This is a genomic window from Neolewinella lacunae, assembly GCF_014349155.1.
GTDB classification, from domain to species: domain Bacteria; phylum Bacteroidota; class Bacteroidia; order Chitinophagales; family Saprospiraceae; genus Neolewinella; species Neolewinella lacunae.
In genome coordinates, this window is the sequence record NZ_JACSIT010000065.1 from 25170 (window position 1) to 43811 (window position 18642).

The 18642-nt window shown below is 52.3% G+C and carries 12 protein-coding genes; 3 read left to right on the forward strand and 9 right to left on the reverse strand.

From position 1 onward, the window contains the following. Positions 1-370: 370 nt before the first annotated feature. Complete coding sequence (locus tag H9S92_RS04175; RefSeq protein WP_187465462.1) at positions 371-2044, forward strand: ABC transporter ATP-binding protein; 1674 nt, start codon at positions 371-373, stop codon at positions 2042-2044. A 27-nt stretch (positions 2045-2071) separates the two neighbouring features. On the opposite strand, the gene H9S92_RS04180 is transcribed toward H9S92_RS04175, so the two are convergent. From H9S92_RS04180 to H9S92_RS04200, 5 genes are all read right to left on the reverse strand, one after another. Then, positions 2072-3892, reverse strand: coding sequence for a T9SS type A sorting domain-containing protein (locus H9S92_RS04180; protein WP_187465463.1), 1821 nt, complete (start codon positions 3890-3892; stop codon positions 2072-2074). A 742-nt stretch (positions 3893-4634) separates the two neighbouring features. Continuing rightward, complete coding sequence (locus H9S92_RS04185; RefSeq protein ID WP_187465464.1) at positions 4635-5066, reverse strand: hypothetical protein; 432 nt, start codon at positions 5064-5066, stop codon at positions 4635-4637. A 113-nt stretch (positions 5067-5179) separates the two neighbouring features. Continuing rightward, positions 5180-6310: an SH3 domain-containing protein gene (locus H9S92_RS04190; RefSeq protein WP_187465465.1), complete on the reverse strand. Its 1131-nt coding sequence runs from the start codon at positions 6308-6310 to the stop codon at positions 5180-5182. Positions 6311-6425: 115 nt separating this feature from the next. Further along, a complete protein-coding gene (locus H9S92_RS04195; protein ID WP_187465466.1) occupies positions 6426-7292 on the reverse strand; it encodes a T9SS type A sorting domain-containing protein in 867 nt (288 codons plus the stop codon). Positions 7293-7539: 247 nt separating this feature from the next. Then, complete coding sequence (locus H9S92_RS04200) at positions 7540-7845, reverse strand: DUF1905 domain-containing protein (RefSeq protein ID WP_187465480.1); 306 nt, start codon at positions 7843-7845, stop codon at positions 7540-7542. 351 nt (positions 7846-8196) lie between these two features. Between H9S92_RS04200 and H9S92_RS04205 the strand changes: the two genes are divergently transcribed. Together H9S92_RS04205 and H9S92_RS04210 are read left to right on the forward strand one after the other, a co-directional pair. After that, complete coding sequence (locus tag H9S92_RS04205; protein WP_187465467.1) at positions 8197-9072, forward strand: RICIN domain-containing protein; 876 nt, start codon at positions 8197-8199, stop codon at positions 9070-9072. An 82-nt stretch (positions 9073-9154) separates the two neighbouring features. Continuing rightward, positions 9155-11323, forward strand: coding sequence for an RICIN domain-containing protein (locus H9S92_RS04210; protein WP_187465468.1), 2169 nt, complete (start codon positions 9155-9157; stop codon positions 11321-11323). A 223-nt stretch (positions 11324-11546) separates the two neighbouring features. Here H9S92_RS04210 and H9S92_RS04215 read toward each other — a convergent pair whose 3' ends face one another. The 4 genes from H9S92_RS04215 to H9S92_RS04230 all read right to left on the reverse strand — a co-directional run bounded on the left by H9S92_RS04215 (position 11547) and on the right by H9S92_RS04230 (position 18277). Further along, positions 11547-14357 carry a hybrid sensor histidine kinase/response regulator transcription factor gene (locus H9S92_RS04215; protein WP_222935974.1) on the reverse strand — a complete coding sequence of 937 codons (2811 nt, stop codon included), beginning with the start codon at positions 14355-14357 and terminating at the stop codon, positions 11547-11549. 171 nt (positions 14358-14528) lie between these two features. Beyond that, a complete protein-coding gene (locus H9S92_RS04220; protein WP_187465470.1) occupies positions 14529-15989 on the reverse strand; it encodes a vWA domain-containing protein in 1461 nt (486 codons plus the stop codon). A 277-nt stretch (positions 15990-16266) separates the two neighbouring features. Beyond that, positions 16267-17646, reverse strand: coding sequence for an RCC1 domain-containing protein (locus tag H9S92_RS04225; protein ID WP_187465471.1), 1380 nt, complete (start codon positions 17644-17646; stop codon positions 16267-16269). Positions 17647-17884: 238 nt separating this feature from the next. Beyond that, positions 17885-18277 (reverse strand): VOC family protein, encoded by a 393-nt coding sequence (locus tag H9S92_RS04230; RefSeq protein ID WP_187465472.1) that lies wholly within the window; start codon positions 18275-18277, stop codon positions 17885-17887. Positions 18278-18642: the final 365 nt, after the last annotated feature.

The window sequence follows — 18642 nt, forward strand, 5'->3', positions numbered from 1 at the left end:
GAATGGAAGACAAAGGTAGGGCGGGAAAGGTTGTCAGGGAAATTTACAATTTACCATGCAGGATGTACAATTTAAGATTTTTCTTACGCCGTAATTTGCTCTTTTTGAGGCACTTGTACGCAGCAGAGGTGGTGATTTTCTTGGGCGCGGCCGCAGGTGCTCCCCCCGGCCCCCCGAAGGGGGGAGTTAAGACAAGGAGCAGGGTACGGCGCAGCAATAGCCGAAGTGTTTCCCTTCACTTTTACTAGCGATGGGGGATTAACTTTGTCGCATCAAAAAAATATTCGACCTCCTCACGCGGGCGGACCGCCGCCAATTCCGCTACCTGGCCGGTAGTGTCGCCCTGCTTTCGGTCCTGGAAGTAGTGGGGGTGGCCAGCGTTTTGCCCTTCATGGCCCTGCTGGCGGAGCCGGAGCGGATCAGTACCTCGCCGTGGCTGGCGCGGGCTTACGAGCGGGGGGGATTTGTGGATACGCGGTCGTTCATCATCACCGCCGGGGTCGTCGTTATTCTGTTGTTGGCCCTATCGCGGTTCCTGGCCGTGGCGGTCAACTACTGGCGGGAGCGCTACCAATACGGGGTGTACGAGCGGATGAGCAGCCGGCTGCTGGATTACTATCTGGCCAAGCCCTACCGCTTTTTTTTGGGGCAGAATACGGCGGCCTTGCGGTCCAACGTCCTCGATGAAGTGATGGTGCTGGTGACGGGGTCATTGGCTCCCCTGATCACCTTGATGATTAATGGCGGGATGGCCTTGCTCATCGTGCTGTTGCTGCTGGTGGTTAGTCCGGGAGTAGCCGTAGGTTCGGCGTTGGTGTTTGGCGGGGCTTACCTGCTCATTTACCAGTGGCGTAAACGGCCGCTGGCCCGCCTGGGAGAGGCGCGAATGGCGGCATCGCGCACCCGTTCCCGCGCCCTGGAGGAACTGCTGCAAGGCATTAAGACGGTAAAAACCTACGGCAACGAAGCCCACTTCGTCAAACAGTACCGGCAGGCCACGGCGGTGATGGCACGCGTGATGCCCCGGCTTTTGACCATCTACCAAACCCCGAAGTACCTCCTCGAAGTGATCGCCTTTTGCGGCATCATTGGCATTACCCTGGCGCTGTACCTGCAATCGGACGACCTCAGCCAGGCCCTCCCCACCCTGACCTTGTTTGCGGTGGCGGGCTACCGACTCTTGCCCGCTTTGCAGCAGGTATTCGGGGCCTACGCCATGCTGCGCGCCAATACGGCGGTGGTGGAGCAACTTTACCCTGACCTGCGCGGCAGCCTGGCCCACACGACCGCCCCGGCAGTACAGGAAGAAGACTTGCCCTTCACCGAGGCGATCCGCGCCGAAGCCCTGGGCTTCCACTTTGCGGGCGCGTCGACGCCCCTTTTCCAGGGACTTTCCCTGACCATTCCGAAGGGGCAGGTGGTGGCCTTCGTCGGGCGTACTGGCTCCGGCAAAACCACCCTGGTAGATCTGATAACCGGCCTGCTGACCCCCTCCGCCGGTCGGGTGACGGTGGATGGCAAAGCCCTGACCCCCGCCACCATCCGGGCCTGGCGCAACCAACTGGCCTACGTTCCGCAGCACGTTTTTCTTTACGACGCCTCACTGCGCGACAACATCACCTTCGGCTACCCCTGGCAGGTGTCGGACGACGAAATGCAGCGGATTCTGGTGATGGTCGATCTCCACCACTTCGTCACCGAGGAGGCTGCCGACGGGCTGAACACCCTGCTGGGCGAAAATGGCGTTCGCCTGAGTGGCGGACAGCGGCAGCGGGTCGGGCTGGCCCGGGCGCTGCTGCGCAGTCCTTCCGTGCTCATCCTGGACGAAGCCACCAGCGCACTGGATAACCTGACGGAAAAAAACATCATCAACTCCCTGGAACGCCTGCCCGCCGGGCTTACGGTCCTCATCATCGCCCACCGCCTGACTACGGTGCGCCGCGCCGACCAGATTTACGTCCTCGAAAAAGGGAAAATTCTTGGCACGGGCACCTATGATGCGCTACTGGCCGAGAATGAGCGGTTTCGGGAGTTGGCGGGGTAGGTGCCAGCGTTGCCGGGTTGCTACAGCTTACTTTCTGATGGTTACGCGCTGGGAAGTAGACCCTACGTTCAACACGTATACTCCGTTCGGCAAGAAGGAAAGGTCGAGGCTGCTTGCCCCGAATAATTCCTGCTGGTAAACCAGGTTCCCGCGCAGGCTGAAAACGCGCAGTTTTTGTCCCAGCGCCGTGGCCTCACCTTCTACCGAAATAAATCCTGTGGTAGGATTGGGGAAAACACTGAACTGGGCGTTGCGTTTGACGGCAACCCTGACCACGCTGGAGTATTCAAATGTTTGGTCGACATCGATCATTTTCAGGCGGTAGTAATTCGTTCCGTCGAAGGGGGAATGATCAATGGCCTGGTAGGCTTCGGTCGCGGTGGTGGTCCCCGCGGCGGGCGTTTGCGCAAACGTTGTCCATACCGTTCCATTAGGCGATTTCTGGACCGCAAATAAAGCGCAATTGGATTCCCTTTCCGTGGTCCAGTCAAGGAAAACTTCCTTTTTAAAAAGCGTCGCTTCGAAACGGGATAACGCTACGGGCAAAGCGCTATTGCCGAATTTAACAACGGTATTGGTATTTTCAATTTGTACGTAAATGTTTTCGTCCGCATCGGCCTTTACCGACATGGGCTTGACGCCCTGGGTATTGTAGGAGGCAGACCATTCCAGGCCGTTTAGGTCAGAGAAAGCGTAGAGAAACATTGAACTTGGCGCACCACCGTTGTTATCGCTTTGTCCTGCCACGTAGTAATTGCCACTGGGGGCAGTCGTTACGTCGTACACCCAGTTGTTGGTTTGCGGCAGATCACTCAAACTGCTGTTGATGATTGCTCCGTTCAGAGCGGAAACTTGGGCTACGAAGAGCTTTCCCGTCCCAAAACTGGTCCAATTTGTGCCACTGATGACTATATTTCCGTTGGGCAGTTTGGCCATCCGACCGGACGTTGCGGACACTTGAAGATCAAAAGATTCCGCAAAAAGTACCCCGCCGGTGGGGCTGTATTTGGTGAGCTCCACCAAATTATAGGAAGAGCCGAATTTCTGGCACAAAGTATAGGTGTTACCTGAAGCGTCCACTAGTACATCAGTTGCCCACGACTGGTTGAGGTTAATTCCGGCAGAAGACCAGATGAAGTTCCCATTTTCATCCCACACTGCTACTTTGTTGTCGGTGCCCGTCGTAGAGGTCGTTCCGAGCACGGCAATTTTTCCATTTTGGCAATGCATACCCCTAAGGCCATGGACATTTGAAAAAGTATGAATTCTTTCCCAGAGGAGGTTTGCGTCGTTATCAAACTTAAGTAAGACAAACCCACCGCCAGACTGCGAACTGGTAGCGCCCGCGCTGGCAACGTAGAGGTTGCCGGTTTCGTCCAGCATCGACTCATTTCTGCGCCCTAGATTAGTATTCCCGTCCCGATTAAAGAATCCGGTAATCGTTTGGTTTTGCAGCAAAGCCCCGCCGGAGGAGAACTTGATTACCTTTAGCGCATTAGGCACTTCAAACTGGTTAGACAGGGTAAAGCGGTAGCCGACGATAAAAATGTCCTGGTTGGCATCGGTTCCCACCCAAGTGGCGGCCTGGTAGTTGCTGGCGAGGTTGCTGCTGATCGAATCTTTCCAGATGAGCGTCCCTTGCGGCGAATGTTTTTGCACGTAAATGTACTCGGCAAAACCCGCCAGGCTGAAACCGTTACTGACCGAAATAATATTGTTATCTGCATCAACGCTAAGTGCTTTGCCCAAGGTCAGGTAGTTCGGGTAAGTTCGTTCCCATTCCACGTTTTGGGCGGGTAAAAGAGCGAAAGTAAGCGCAGCAAGGAGGGTGATTAAAAGGCCTTTCATGTGGTAAAAATTTAAGCAGGTGGTTTAATACAGTGAAGCAAACGTGGGCAGTAGGCAAGGTTTTCGGACCGCTCAGTACGCCACGGGTGACGGAGGGCACTTCCGAAGGCAGCGGTTTTTTTTTAAAAATTCTTTATCAAAATCTTGCCTCCTGGGTAAGCGGTGGCACGAAAGTCTTGGCCAGACGCAATAGAAAGCCCACCCGCCAGACAGGCAGTGCTTGGGTACTGGCCAAACACTATCACCGAAGGTGACTTATGTTACCAGAAAGCGAAAGTTCAGATTGGTTTTGACAAAGATTTTCAACCGATAGCGTGGATTCCTACTAAAAACGACAGGGCTGCTGGGTAATCTTTGCGCCAACAGCAGGGTCTCAAACCCAAAAATAGGTTTAAACACCCACTTTACCAAGGAGAAGCGTCTGTAGAAAGCCAAAAAGTGTTCAACCCGCGGGATTTGTGAGGGATTGCCGCAGAGGACCGGGCTGTAGTGGTGGTTTTGGGGGGGGCTTTGTGGGGCTTTGTTAGGGGTCCTAGCTGATTAGAAACCCTACCTTTAATAGTCGGCTGCCTGTACGGGTGAAGTCGATCAAGCGTTTTGTTGCGGCATCAAGGTGGTCTTTGAGTTTTTCCTTTTCCATGCTTTACAAGTTGATTGGCTTGGGTTAGTACTAATGCAGATACGCTGAACATTACTGATTGAACACATAGACGGAAAAGAGCGTGTAGCAACAGCGTCCTCGTCAATACTCCTTCTTATCCTGAAGCAAACTGAGCCCCACGTTGAGCAGGAACAAGAGCTGACTGATGATGGTGACCAAAAGGGCGATGCCCAGGGTTTGGTTAAACGCCTGGAAGGTTAAATAATCACCGCTGCTGGAGTCATCAGCGATTAAGCCCACGGTTAGTATCAAGACTAAAGTCAGGGTGGTCATCACTACGTGAATGATGGTCATCCACCTGATGAGTTTCCGCTTGCGGACGGCCCAGTACAATAACCCCAGAAGGAAGAGAAACGCTGAGGATAAAAAACCTACGTAAAACGTTGAAACATCAAAGTAGGTATCGTAAAGTTGTAGATTAACGGAACTGTTGAGCCCGATGAGCGAAAGGACCATCAACACGGGGATGGCATACCAAAGCGACTTGTGGGGGGAGGTGGCGATTGAATTCATGGTGTGGGCAATTTAAAGAATTTGAACGAAGATCGGTGTATTTACCCTACGGGCAGGGGCATTGAGCACCGAAGCCGCGGGAAGCGTGACGAGAAGGGAGGCAAAGATCAATCCTAACACCCATGACAACTTTCAAATTCCTCCTCAGCAACGGCTTCCAAGTAAAATTCCCCCCGCGTATTTTTCTTTGACACGAGTAAACTAAACCACGAAGATCCTCCGCAGGATTCGCTCATGTTCGGGGTGTAAAAAATGCAGTCTGGAAATCCATCGTTGTTTACATCTCCTTTCCAGATTAATCTTGGCCCCTGATGGTTTCCATATTGGTAAGATATAAGGTTTTTCCAGTGTAATTTAGCACCTATGTTTTTTCTTTTCATCTCCTCCTCGTCACCAACGTGAGGATCATGCATGGCATTTATCAGAAGATACTCTTTCTTTATTGAAGTGCTGTATTCAATACTGGCCAATTCTCGGGCACATAAGTAAAATCGCTGGTGCCCCTTCTCATAGTAGAGGTAGTTCTCGTAAGGATAAATAAATTTTCCAACACCTCCTAACCCTTTTCCTGTAAAATCAGAACAATCCAGTAGTTCACCTGATGGATTTTCAATTTCCGCAGGAACACCAATTGCTACAATTCCGCCCTTGTTCACTGAATCCATCACGGATACGAACTCCCCCGCAGCTTGGTAATGCATTCCATCTGCGAACGTACTTTCATCGACGTCATAATCAATCGTCAGGTTAGATCGTTTCAACTCTGCCTCGCATCCCGATTCTCCACTGACTATACGGAAGGTGTACCAAATCAAAGCAGGGTCGTAGTTAATGGCCGTGCACCTGGTCCCCAAATTGAGAATTCTGTACCCGTTATTGATCTCACCCGAAGGAATGTATAGCTTCCCACGTTTTAAGTAACCTGAAAACACATAACCCTGGATGTTCCGGTACCTGACCTTAACCCATTTCCCAGGCCGGCCATCAATCGATATCTCCTCTTCATTCCCTGCGCCTGGGATCACCTCTACTTCGGCCTGGAAAGGCAGTCCACCCACTTTTTTAGATTCCAGGGATTTTTCCGCCCGGACGTTTAAGCCGCTTTTTGCGACAACAGTGTAGAATTGGTCGCTTTCGATGTCTTGGGCAAGAATTGCTCCCGTCCCAAGTACAACATGAAGCAAGGTTACAAGAATCACCTTGAAGAGACTCGCCCCGTTGATCGAAATAAGTCTATTGCTCATTATGTATTCGTTACACCGTTATCAGTATGGATTTCCAGTTTGGAGTAGACTGGCCCTAAAACTATTCCTAATAGCCCCGAAGCAGAGCAAAAGCAAAGAACTATGCCGATTGCGTCTATCGGACCACTAACAATTTCCCTGTTTGCAAGACTTTGCTTCCATCCGACACCTTAAATAGGTACAAGCCACTGCTCCAGCCCTGTGTGGTTATCTCCTCATCTAATCTACTGGTGGAAACCAGGGCACCCAAGTTGTTATAAATCCTCACACTCAAGTTAGATTCATTATAAAGCCTGTCGTTAAATTTAAAATTGACAACTCCTGTATTCACCGGATTGGGATACGGCACTACCCTACCTTTTTCCACCTGTTCCGCTACACTTAATATATTAACTCCTCCGTAAGGAAAAAACAGAGCAGACAGGGTATCTTCACCTGCCTCAATCTTGAACTCGGCATCATAGTACATTACGGTATCTGTTTCCTCCATTTCTATATTTAGAAAGGGGTGGCCTCCGCCACAAACATCGAACCAACCACCCGGGGTACAGTCTACTATATTCATAAAATCACAGGTTTCCTGAAATTTTGACTTATCCCAAGTCAACGTAATCGGCCAGTTGTCACATTTTATTACGGCCATTATTGAATTGGCTTCGCTAAAGTAACTTGGGTCAGTACAAACATACCCGATGACCATTTTCTTCGATTCAATTACCCGAGGGTCTTCATCTCTGATTTTATCATAATCGTAGATAGACGCCCTAACTTCAAAAGCTCGAACATAGGCACTATCCAACAAATCGACCTCTCCTAACTCAGGGTCTATTCCATACCCACCATCTGCGGCATAGCCCAGAACTATGGTGTCCCTATTACCTATTGCATCCTCAAAATAAATAGGTATGGAAAAGCTTTGTCCGTACAGTATGGAACTCAGCAACATCATCACTACCGCTGAAAGAACGTGGAAAGTCTTCATAATGGGGTTTATTTTTGTCTATTGGCAATCGTACCGGGATCAGCAACTTTGCTAACTCCCGCAAGTTACACCACTTCAAAAATAGGCATTCACATCCACTTCACCAAACCGCCCTCTATCCCTAGCCCAAATCTAGAACGGGTTGAAAATAGTGAGCATCCGCTCGAGTCGCTAGATGCCCCCCCTTCCCCCGCGACGGAAGTCCCCTATTCCCCCGCTTCAATCCCTTCTCCGCCCGCAAGTTCCCCTAAACCCAAATGCTTACCGCCACCTGTTCTTTAGCAAGTTCAATCGCCTCCTTGCGCCTGACGTCCGCTTTCAAGGGCAAAAGATAGGTATTGCGTTTGGTGTCAAACCAAATGGCCGTTTTCCACTCTGTTGCGCCGATTTTTGCCGTTGCCTTGAGGCGCCCCCAGCCCTCTTCTTCGCTTTTTTGGGTGTTTCTGATTTCCTCGGCCAGGTCTTCCGGGACGGAGACAAAGGTCCAGCTACCCGGCCCGGGGTACTGCCAGGGCTTTGCGTGGAAATCGTATTTTATGTTTGGCGTTTCCATTGGAGTTATGCAGTTTTTACGGCCTGTTCTTACCAGTTGTCCGGCCCTCAAAGCTAGTCTGTTTTCCCAGTTTGGTCCGCATTTTAGTGGTTAATCCATCCTTTGCGTTGCAAGTTACACTGCACCTGCGGCCGCGCCCAAAAAACGAACAAGCACCTGAATACCAAATGATTAGCACTTATTCTTTTGCCCTAAGACCAATAATTGCTGCCCCCTTTTCCCGCGCTGCACGATAGCTGCGTCCACTTGAACGATAAGTGCGTGCCCCGCCGCGGCCCGCCCCGCAGCTTTGCATTCGTCAGCGAGCGCTCGACGCTCCATTCCATTCACTACCAACCAAATACATTCACCATGCAGACCACATTTTCCATCCGCTTTAGCGCGGTACTCTTCGCAGTCGTCATCCTTTTTGGCAGCGCCTGGGCAGCACCCGATCCTTCCCCTGTACAGGAAGGCGTCTTCTTCCTGAAAGCCCGGCACAGCGGCAAGTTCCTGAGTGTCAAGAATGCCGGGCAGGAAAATGGTGCGCCGCTTTGGCAGTGGGATTTCCACGGCAAAGCACAGCAACAATTTGAATTTACGAGCGCTGGCGACGGCTATTTCTTCATCAAGGCAGTCCACAGCGGCAAGTACCTCAGCGTAAAAAATGCCGGACAGGAAAATGGCGCGCTGCTTTGGCAGTGGGATTTCCACGGCAAAGCCCAACAACAGTTTGCGCTCGAACCGGCCGAAGGCAATGCCTACTACATCAAAGCGCGGCACAGCGGCAAATACCTATCCATCAAAGATGCCGGCAAGGAAAACGAAGCTATTCTGTGGCAGTGGGATTTTCACGGCAAAGCCCAACAACAATTTGAAATGGTTGCGGTAACGTCTGCCGCGAGCGTTGATTGGAATGACGATCCCCTGCCCGCCAATGTCCGCCCCGCCAACCCCCAGTACCACAGCTTTACCGTGACCAACAAAAGTATGTGGGACGTCAGCTTCCGGGTGCTTTTTAACGGTGCCAAAGATTGGACGAGCTGGACCGACCTCAAGGCTGGGCTCAATGCCTCCACCGCCTATCTCACGGGGGAGGCCAACCAAACCATTCGCGACTACGAGATCCAATGGAAGGACATAATGGCCTGGAAGCAATTCCCCGGCGGAATGCCCATCATACCGGATAATTCAAGTATGCACGTGACCATTTCCGGGAATACCCTTACGGGGATTAAAATCGATTGAGGCACACGGTACGGACGAAAACCATTATTTCTTCCATCAGGACCAACAACCTGGAAGTGATCACTACAAAAGCATAACAACTATGAATTTTTTCAAAATATTCGTCCTCCTGCTGGGCACTTTACTGGTGCAGTACCAGGTGCAGGCGCAGACCAACGTCGCCCTGAATAAAAGCGCTACGCAATCGAGTGAACACGTCAGCAATGCGGGTGGAGCCTCCAAAGCCGTTGATGGCAAAACTGACGGGCGCTGGCAGAATGGCTCCGTTACCCATACGAGCAGCGCGGGGCAAAACAACCCCTGGTGGACCGTAGACCTGGGCGATATTTACGAAATATCCCGGATACGCATCTGGAACAGAACCGATTGCTGCGCGGAACGCCTGGACAATTTCAAGGTATTGGTAAAAAACCACCCCAGCGGAGACCCCTGGCGCGGATTCGTTTCCGGTACGCAGCGTAATACCGGTGGCAATCCATTTACCTTCGATGGCAAAGCCCAGGGCCGTTATGTGATGATCCAGTTGGTCAACCCCAAAGGCATTTTATCGCTGGCGGAAGTCGAGGTTTTTGGCACCAAAGCCGAGTCCATTCAGCTCCCGGCGGGTCCGCTGAGGCCCCGGGAGGGCACCTTCTTCCTCAAGGCCAAGCACAGCGGTAAATACCTCAGTGTAAAAAACGCGGAAAAAGAGAATGGCGCCATTCTCTGGCAGTGGGATTTCCACGGCAGAGCGCAGCAGCAATTTGAGTTTATAAGTACGGGCGACGGTTATTACTTCATTAAGGCGGAACACAGTGGCAAGTTCGTCAGCGTCAAAAACGCCGGTCAGGAAAACGGCGCTCCGCTTTGGCAGTGGGATTTTCACGGCAAAGCCCAGCAACAGTTTGTGTTCGAACCCGCCGAAGGAGATGCCTACTACATCAGGGCCCGGCACAGCGGCAAGTACCTATCCATCAAAGATGCTGGCAAGGAAAACGAAGCAATTCTGTGGCAGTGGGATTTTCACGGCAGGGCCCAGCAACAATTTGAATTGTACGTGCAAGCGCCCGCCGGGAGCGGCGGCAATGGCAACGTGCCGGCCGGGCCCACGCTGGCTTATGGCACCAATAACCAATTGCAAACCGGGCAGGTGGACGCTTTCCTCGCCGGCGTAGTACAGCAGCCCGTAGACCTGAGCGCCGGGGCACGCATCCCCTCCGGGATGAACAACCTGGAACGGCCCCAAACCACCCACTACTGGGAAGACAACTTCGGCAACCACATCCAGGGCCTGGCCCTCTTTCCCGATGGCCAACGCTTTGCCACAACCTACACCCAACACTATACCGCTGGCTGCAAGGTGCCCGCTGCCAGCGACCTAGCAAAACTGCTGCCTAATGAAATTCCCAACTTTAATGTGCAAGACCTGGCCTTCCTGAGTGACCTCGCCTTCCGCGAAACCGTCATTCAGCAACTGGAACAAAAGTGCAATACGGCCATGGAAACCTACTACGCTGGCCGAAAATCCCTGATTCCCGTAGCTGGTAACGGAAAATTCCACCTCAACCGCGTGCCGTCGTATAATTCCATCGAGCCCTCCGGCATCAGCATCGTGGGGAACCTTGTGGCCATCGGCTGGCAACATACCATCAAATGCTATTCCGCCCACCCAACGACGGGAGCACTCACGGAAATCCCCCAACTGCAACTCGAAGAACGCACCGAAATTGCCAGCTACGGGGCAGTTGCCTTAACGAACCACCAGGGACAATACTACCTGGCAGCCGCAAGCGACCAAAAGAACGACATAGCGAAGGTCTCGCTGTACCAAATGAAATATAATGGCGGCACCCCATATTGGTATTTAGTGAAAAATTTTACCACCGTAATTGACCCCGCCCGACCCGGAAATGTAGTTGCCGATAAAAACCTGTGGAATATTGATGCCATCTCCTTGCTCAGTGATGGCCAGGACCTTTATCTGGCAAAACTGATGTACTGGAAAGTGGATGGCACGGAATATTCCCGCGAACGGGTGGCCTTCACCAAAATAACGGTACATACCGCCCCGACACTACACGCCAGTACCCAGGAAAAAAGTTACGTCGATTTACCCCGCGCCGCCCGCACCTGGGATAAAGCTTTTTTCCGCTGGGGCGGCACCGCCTTCGTTAACCCCAAGGGGGAACTGGAAATATATAACTGCGACCGGGTATACGCCGAAGCCTCCCCCGGCTGGCTGGGCACCATCCGCTACACGGCACGGGAGTAAGAGCTTGTCTAAATTTTTACTTCCTGATAACCAAGCACTTACGAACCTGGCGTCACAAAAAATGGCTTACGTAGTTCACTATGCGCGCAATTTTTTGTCTAGCCAGAACCGTAAGTCATTGATTACAGCCCACAAAATTTTAGACAAGCTCTAAGCAGCCCACTTCATTACCCCCGCCAATGCCACCGTAAATAAACGATTTACGGCACTTCGCTTTCCGGCATCAAAGTGAAACAATACCGTTCTTTTTCCGCCAGTCGCTCGGGTTGCACCCAAACTCATCATTGAAAGTGCGGGAAAAATAATTGGGGTCGGAAAAACCCACCGCGTAGGCAATTTCCGATACGTTCCGCGCCGGGTCCGTGAGCAGTTCACGGCCCCGGCGCAGGCGTACGGAGCGCATAAACTGCGAGGGCGTTTTGCCCGTGACTGCCTTCAGCTTGCGGTACATCTGGCTCTGGCTCATCGCTACGGCCGCAGCGAGTTGGGGAACGTCGAGCGAAGGATCGTCCAGACGCTCCATCACCACCTTTTCCAGGACCGCTAAAAAGGCCGCCTCGGGGTCAGGTCGTAAGGCATCCGCCAGCGCAGGCACCTGGCCCTCCGCGTAATAATTGCGGAGTTTACGGCGATTTTCCAGCAAATTTTCAATGCGCAGCAGTAATTCAGCCCGGTCAAAAGGTTTGGTGAGAAAAACATCCGCACCGCTTTCCAGGCCCGCCAGTTTATCTTCCTGCGTCACTTTTGCGGTCAGTAAAATAATCGGAATATGGCTGGTGCGTTGGTCTCCCTTCAGCTCCTTACTGAGTTCGTAACCATTCCGGCGCGGCATCATAATATCGCTGATGATTAAATCGGGCACCTCCTCCAAAGCGGCCGCCACCCCACTTTCTCCGTCGCTCGCCTGTCGCAATTGATACGCCCCTTTTAATAAGCCAAAAATATATTCTCTTACGTCTGCATTATCATCCACAATCAGGATGCAGGGTTGCTCTTCCGCCCCCGCATCGGTTTCCGGAGCGGGCATTTTCGGGGGCGCGGACGCAGGTGCAATGCCCGCCACCTCTGGAGCAGCAAGGAAAGGACCGCCCAGCCGAGGCCCCCCTTCCAAACCAAGTCTACCCTGGCCTACCCTATTTTTCGTGGTCGTCCGGATCGGCAGCAGTACCCGGAAGGTAGTCCCTTTGCCCACTGTACTGGATACCTCGATGTCTCCTTCCAGCAAGCGCACCAGTTCCCGCGCGTAAGCCAGGCCAATGCCCGTGCCCTCCACCACCTGGGCATTATTCTCCACCTGAAAAAATCGGTCGAAAATCTGCGGCAATACCGCTTCGGCAATACCAATCCCCGTATCACTGACCTTCAGCTGGAGCCAGCGTCCATCCTTCGTACTTTGCTCCCGGAGGTGCAAGACGACTTCTCCGCCCGCCTCCGTAAATTTTAGGGCATTGGAAAGCAGGTTGAAAATTATCGGCTGCAGTTTTTCCGGGTCATAATCCATCCACAGCTCGGTAGCCTCCGTATAAAAGACCAGCTTAATACCCTTATCCGTCGCCAGGGAGTGAAAAGACTCGGTCAAATAGCGGAGGAAAGCGACGATCTCCCCGTAGATGTATTCCGGCTGCACCCGTTGGGTCTCCAGCCGGGAAAGCCCCAGCAATTGGTTGATGAGCCGCAAGAGCTGGTTGGCATTGCGCTTAATCAGGTCGCGCGCTTTGCCATCGCCGGGGATTTGGTCTGCCATGCCGAGAATTACGGTCAGCGGCGTCCGGAACTCGTGGGTGATGTTGGTGTAAAAGCGGGTCTTCAGATGGTCCAGCTCTTTCGTCTTTTGGAGTTCAAGGTCCTGCTGCCGCCGCCGGTACCCCATCCCCAGGGCAAAGGTGAGCAAGTGGCAGATGACCGCCACCTGGATCCAGTAGTAGTGGATGAAGTTGGTGCCGGGAAAGGGCTCCGGGAAAAACTGCTCCAGTACCGCATTGACGGCCACCACCACCGCCGTAAAAGCCCCCGCCACGGCAAAGTAGCGCGCTACCACATTTCCCGAGCGCAGGAGTTTATAGCAAACCCACAATCCGAAACCGGCAAAGGGGATGATCAACACCTTAATCAATTGCAGTCCGCGCCCGTCCCGCGTAGGGAAGTACCACAGCGCCAAAGCCCCCAGGATGGCCAGGTTGCCAACGATGAACCAACGGACGATTCGGTCGAGGCGCGGGTCCAGCCGCCGCAAATTGACGAAACTGCGCATAAACACCAGGGTCATGATGCCCGTGATGTACTGCATGGCCTGAAACAAATGCCACCCCCAGGCGGGATAATCCTGAAAAATCGCCCGCTGCCAATAGCCCACATCCCCCAGGGTCAGCGCAGAGATACAGAGCATGTAGGCGCAGTACCACAGGTAAGATCCTTCCCGCACCGTGAGGTACAGGAGCAGGTGGTAGAAAATCAAAATCCAGATCATCCCCTGGAAAACCCCGTTGAAAAAATCGCTGAAGCCCCAGTTGGCGTGGTATTGAACGTAGGCCGGGGCCATCAGGCGGACGGCCCGCCCCGCCGGCCGCTGCACCAGTTTCCGGTAAGTGAGTTGGACTTCCACGGCTTTGCCCGCCTTCAGTTCAACGGGCAAGTGCGCGGCGTAGCCTTCCTGCCGGTGGAAAAATTGTACCGCCGGCCGTCCGCCACTCTCCCGCTCGGGAACCAGGGTGCCCAGGTGCACGGGCGGGCCAAGTCCCGAGACCGTTACATCCTGCGCGTAACCCAAAAACAGCAGCGGCACCATATCCTGCGCGCTCTCCAAACGGAAGCGGATCGAACGGACCGTATCCAGTTCCGCAGGCGTCAAACCCAACCAGGGCAAAAGGTCCAGCGAGTTGGGTGCGGCGGCAGAGCGGCCATTTACCTTCACCTCTATCAACTCCGGGGCTAAACCCACCTCCCCGGGCGCTTCCCGCCCACAGCCCGTGGCGAAGGACACCAGCAGAAAAGCCACTGCTACCACTCCCCTCCAATCAGTTATCTTCACGGACATAGTTTATGCCTGGGTACGCCCTCCCTTTCCGTGAGCAGGTGCGGAAGGGATGGCCCGGGGCAGAGCGGCAGCGCTGTACTTCGCACTTTGCGCCTCCGGTGAAGAGTAAAAATAGAAAAACTTTCCGAGCGGCCCAAGGCTTGGGAAAGACCGGCCCTTCCGGCACTACCCTCATTCCAGGCGTTTGGCTTTCTCCACAATGCTCCGGAATTCTGCTTTGAACCGGTGTTCATCGTTTAGGTTGGTGGCTCCTATCCAATGCAGTACCTGATCGTAGGTACTGGCCCCCTTGTATTGCGAGTCGGTAATCAACATGGAAAACGAAGCCACGCTTGCCGTGAATTTCATAAAATCCGTGGACTCATCGAAAGACTTTCCCTCGTCAAAAACTTGCAGATCCAGGAGAACGCTGTTGTCCGCAGCTGCTTGCTTGTACCTGAAATCAATCGTAAACGTAGGTACGGTCTTAAACTCCGGGTTCGCCTTGGGAACAATCTCGTAAAGGGCCGTTACGTTCTGGTCCGCCCCAATTTCTCCAGCATCCGCACTGTCGTCCTCAAAATCCTCCTCGCTCAACAGCCGGTTTTCGTAGCCGATGAGGCGGTAGGCGGTAACGTTTTCGGGGTTAAATACTACTTGTACCTTGACATCCTTAGCGACGGTAAAGAATTTGTTGTATTCGTAAATGAATACCTTGCGCAATTGCTCGATGTTGTCAATGTACTCATAGGTGCCGTTGCCATTGTTGGCTATCTGCTCCAGAGCGGCATCGTTCAAATTCCCTCTCCCGACGCCGAGTACGGTAAGGAATATTCCCGACTCCCTTTTTTCCTCAATGAGGGCTACCAGTTCTTCCTGGCTGGAAGGGCCTACGTTGAAGTCCCCGTCCGTCCCCACAACGATCCGATTATTACCGCCCACGATGAAGTGCTCCTGGGCAATTGCGTAGGCGGTAATGATTCCTTCCGCACCCGCCGTACTCCCTCCTGAACCTAAGGCATCAATGGCGCGCTTGATGGTGGCTTGGTCACTACCGGGGGTTGATTCCAGTACAACCCCGGCTGAACCAGCGTAGGTCACAATCGCCACCCGGTCGGTGGCCTGCAGCTCATCCACGAAGAGTTTAAATCCACTTTTCAGCAATTCAAGTTTGTCCTCACTGCCCATTGAGCCCGATACGTCGATCAAGAACACGAAGTTTGCTGCGGGTCGTTCGTTCTCCGGAATCGGCTTCCCTTTGATGCCAATCCGCATGAGCTTGTTGGAGGGATTCCAGGGGCACTGGCTGACCTCCCCGTGCAAAGCTATGGGGTGGGTGGGGTCGGAGAATTCGTAGTCGAGGTCAAAATAATTGATTAATTCTTCCGTGCGGACGGCTCCCACTGGCGGCAGCTGGTTGTCCTGTTGGATAAACCTGCGCACATTGGCGTAAGAGGCCCCATCAGCATCAACCGAAAAGGTAGACACTGGTTGCTCGGCGACCTGAAGGAAAGGGTTTTCCCCCACCTCAAGGTAGGTATCACCCGATAATCCAATATCTGAGAACCCTCGGGGCGCAAAATCCTCGTGGTAGCCGCAACTATGGAGCAAGCCCAGTGCTAAAATGGCTAAAGACAGTCTGATTAGTTTCATTCGTTATCGCGTTTACGGTGCCTTAAATCAAGAACTTGCGCAGCCCGACCAAAGAAAGTCCGGCGGCAAAAGCAATGCCGCGCGCCTAACAAATTTAGTCCCTGAACGCCACATTTCCAAACCGGCGGGCTACAGCGCTGTACCACACCCCTGCGGCCTGGCGTTTTAGCATCGACACCTGCGTGGAGCCCCCACCCCGCCCAAAATCTTTCGAATCCCCCCCTACCTTATGCAAAAGGCGAACTTATGATGAGGCAAAGTACTTCCCAAAACCTCATCAACTCACCTCCCGGACCAGCTTCTTCCTTACATTAAGAAGGCTCCAAATCAAAAATATATTCAAGAAAAAGCTTAGGAGAAATTTCTTGTTGTACTTAACGAAGTTACTCACCAATCCTAGTTGTTGGGTAAACGCATGGTCCGTGCCTGCATTATCATTTGACTGCCGCGCTAGAATTACATCCTCCAAACCCAATGCCATTAATGTTTCATTCTCCACATTCCGGAGGTGTTCATCACTTAGTTGGAACTCATTTTCAAAATTCAAGAGTGCCTTGGTTGGCGTTAATTGCCGGCGGTAATTCCCAATCCCCAGCTGTCCGTTCCAATTCTCTCCCCATACGAAGATGTCGTTGTTGTGGTCTATGGCAATAGACTGAAAGCATCCTCCGCCGATATCCTTAATGTTTTCAAGATCAAGCTGAACCGGCAGCGTGGAGTTTATTTCCGAATTGTTGCCGAGCATTCCGTTCTCATTTCTCCCCCAAGTCCATACTCTATCATTTTCATCCAGCATCATGGTGTGCCAACTTCCGCAGGCCACTTTCTTGGCATTTGGCAAATTTTGCAGCTTTGTGGGCAGGTGTAAGTCTTCGTAGTCCCCGGTTCCGAGTTGTCCATAGGGATTGTCTCCCCACACCCACACTGAGCCGTCTTTCTTCACCGCAATCGCGTGGTGCCACCCGGTGGCCATGTCCAGGACATCAGTCATTCCTTGAACGCTTACCGGTACTTTTTTAAGCTCCGTGGTGCCATCACCCAGGTTGCCATAGGCATTTGAGCCCCACGACCACAGCTGCCCATTTTTATCGAGTGCTAAGGAGAAATATCCAACGGAGGCTATCTTTACAATGTCCTTCAGGCCTTCAACAAATGTGGGCACTTCGGTATGCTCCCGGTTGCCGTTACCAAGTTCTCCGTAGAAATTATGCCCCCAACTCATCACCCTGCCGTCTTTCAAGAGTGCTAATGAATGCCAGTGTCCACCCTCTACTGCGATAGCGTCTTTTACGCCATCAACCAGCTGTGGGTAATTGTAATCTAAAGGCAATTCAGCGCCTAGTTGACCGTAGTTGTTCCACCCCCAGGTCCATACTCGCCCCTGATGATCTACGGCTAAAGTGTGTTTGTACCCCCTGGAAACAAAATCAATCGGTGGCAGACCTTTTACTTTGACTGGGTAGATCCTTCTGGCAAAGGTGGAATCCCCCAGTTCGCCGTATTCATTTTTCCCCATCGTCCACACTTCTTTCTTTGTGGACAGGAACACAGTATGCTGGTTTCCTCCGTCTATGTATTGGGCAGATGCCGGAAGGCCTGAAACCAATAGGAACAAAACAGCGAGGAGTACAATGAATGGGTTAGTCCTGTTTTTCATTTTGGTAAAATTTTATGTATCCTAGAATGGGTGCATCAGGCAAGACGTCCTTACCCTTTAGGCCGGGGAGGGTAGCTACATTTAATGCTCTAATCGATTCCCCTCTAATACAAAGCGGCCACTGCCAATTCCTGTCTGCAACAGGTTTGGATGTTTCAAATCACCTTACACCAAGCTCATTACGAAGTCTTTGCTTTATGTTCGTTTTGACGAGTAATAACTATTGGCACACCAGTCCTCACTTGTCTGAGTGAAATCCGATGGTATTACCTTCAGTATCCATCAAAATCGAACAAAACCCGTGTTCTCCGAGCGACATCTTTTCTTGTAACACTTTACCACCCGCATCTACTACTCTTGAAGTTTCAACGGCACAATCTTCGCAGGTGAAGTATACCAAGGTTCCACCTGTTCCGGGTTTCATACCACCCGTCTTACACAAGGCTCCACTTATGTTACTTCCTCCTTGTGACCAAGGAAAACTTAACATGTGCAAGTCCCCAAAATCGCCTGGTGCCTGCATGGGTATCATTTCTATTTGTAAAACCGTCTCGTAGAATTTTTGAGCTCTGCTCATATCCTCTACATAAATTTCTACCCACGTGAAGGGGTTCTTTTGGGTGGCAGTCATATGTGCTTTAGTTGAAAGAGAATTTGTTGTTTTGCTGTTTGAGTTGGCTGGTACCGTCCTTTACCCTATCCACTGTTGTATTCAATTGCGCCTTTCGCAACTTTCCCAATCTTTCCAGGGGGCGAACGGTGCAGCGTCAGACTGGAATGAACCAAGGATCAACATCGGCAATTGGTCCACCAAACCCCATGCTGAACGGCACGAGGCTTAGGAGGAAATTCAAGGGCAGCAGGTTTTCACCGGTCCTGAGTCTGCGATCAACATCTGGAGGGTATAAAACTATAGTGTAAGGTAATGCCTTTCTTGGACGTAGCTACTTCTTCAGGCCAAAATTCAGACAAAATTTCCCCTTCCCGGAAAAAATC

Coding starts and splice junctions, on each gene's coding strand:
- H9S92_RS04230 (WP_187465472.1), bottom strand. CDS start 18,277: ATGACTGCCACCCAAAAGAACCCCTTCACGTGGGTAGAAATTTATGTA.
- H9S92_RS04225 (WP_187465471.1), bottom strand. CDS start 17,646: ATGAAAAACAGGACTAACCCATTCATTGTACTCCTCGCTGTTTTGTTC.
- H9S92_RS04195 (WP_187465466.1), bottom strand. CDS start 7,292: ATGAAGACTTTCCACGTTCTTTCAGCGGTAGTGATGATGTTGCTGAGT.
- H9S92_RS04210 (WP_187465468.1), top strand. CDS start 9,155: ATGAATTTTTTCAAAATATTCGTCCTCCTGCTGGGCACTTTACTGGTG.
- H9S92_RS04200 (WP_187465480.1), bottom strand. CDS start 7,845: ATGGAAACGCCAAACATAAAATACGATTTCCACGCAAAGCCCTGGCAG.
- H9S92_RS04185 (WP_187465464.1), bottom strand. CDS start 5,066: ATGAATTCAATCGCCACCTCCCCCCACAAGTCGCTTTGGTATGCCATC.
- H9S92_RS04215 (WP_222935974.1), bottom strand. CDS start 14,357: ATGTCCGTGAAGATAACTGATTGGAGGGGAGTGGTAGCAGTGGCTTTT.
- H9S92_RS04180 (WP_187465463.1), bottom strand. CDS start 3,892: ATGAAAGGCCTTTTAATCACCCTCCTTGCTGCGCTTACTTTCGCTCTT.
- H9S92_RS04190 (WP_187465465.1), bottom strand. CDS start 6,310: ATGAGCAATAGACTTATTTCGATCAACGGGGCGAGTCTCTTCAAGGTG.
- H9S92_RS04205 (WP_187465467.1), top strand. CDS start 8,197: ATGCAGACCACATTTTCCATCCGCTTTAGCGCGGTACTCTTCGCAGTC.
- H9S92_RS04220 (WP_187465470.1), bottom strand. CDS start 15,989: ATGAAACTAATCAGACTGTCTTTAGCCATTTTAGCACTGGGCTTGCTC.